Here is a 737-nt window from a genome sequence, read left to right as displayed (position 1 = left end):
TCACTGTCCTGCCGGACATCCTATAGTGACGGGGAGAGAGGGGCGGGCGGCGACGCCGGCATTTCTCCCGCAACGCTGGAGATTGGCGAAATCGCCGATGACAGCACCCCTCTCCCCGTCACTATACGGGGAGAGGATGCCGGCAGGCAGGTGAGGGGCGGCGCAGACGCTGGCCACTATGAACGGTCGCTGTGACGCAGTAGCATCAACCGGTCGCTGGCACGGGAAACTTACTGCCGCAGCGCGGCGGAGATGGCATCAAGGCCGCCGCGCAATTCGGCTTCCGTCGGCCAGCCAAAGCCGACGCGGAAGAAGCATTTTTCCATCTCGAACCAGTGGCCGGGTCCGACATAGGTGCCGTGGTTTTCCAGCAGGTTCACATAGAACCGGTCGAGGTCGAAGCCGGGTTCGACATTGAGGCGCGGGAAGCCGACCACGCCGCCTTCGGGCCGCACCCAGTCGACCAGCGGTTCGCGATCGATCCAGGCCTGGACGATGTCGCGGCGCCCCGCCATTTCGGGCAGCAGCGTCGCCAGGAAAGCGTCCCGGCGTTCGAGCATGCCGCGGGCAATGCCTTCGTCGATAACGCTGCCGCAGATGCCGATCTGCTCCTTGGCGGCGAGGAATTTCTCCTGAAGCTCAGCGTCCCTGGTGATCAGCCAGCCGATGCGGATGCCGGGAATGCCGAAGGCCTTGGACAATGACGAGACGCTGATCGCCTTCGGGCTGAGTGAGGC

2 protein-coding genes are annotated in these 737 nt (G+C 64.6%); one reads left to right on the top strand and one right to left on the bottom strand.

From position 1 onward, the window contains the following. A partial coding sequence (locus EN906_RS37910; protein ID WP_206529290.1) for a hypothetical protein occupies window positions 1-195 on the top strand: 195 nt, incomplete at its 5' end. A gap of 35 nt (window positions 196-230) precedes the next feature. Here EN906_RS37910 and EN906_RS36075 read toward each other — a convergent pair. Continuing rightward, window positions 231-737, bottom strand: a 507-nt coding sequence (locus EN906_RS36075) for an aminotransferase class I/II-fold pyridoxal phosphate-dependent enzyme (RefSeq protein ID WP_127375867.1), incomplete at its 5' end; no start/stop codon positions are given.

This window comes from Mesorhizobium sp. M7A.F.Ca.CA.004.06.1.1, from assembly GCF_003999135.1.
In the GTDB taxonomy this organism is placed as follows: Bacteria; Pseudomonadota; Alphaproteobacteria; order Rhizobiales; family Rhizobiaceae; genus Mesorhizobium.
This window is presented reverse-complemented; position numbering and strand designations above follow the sequence as displayed.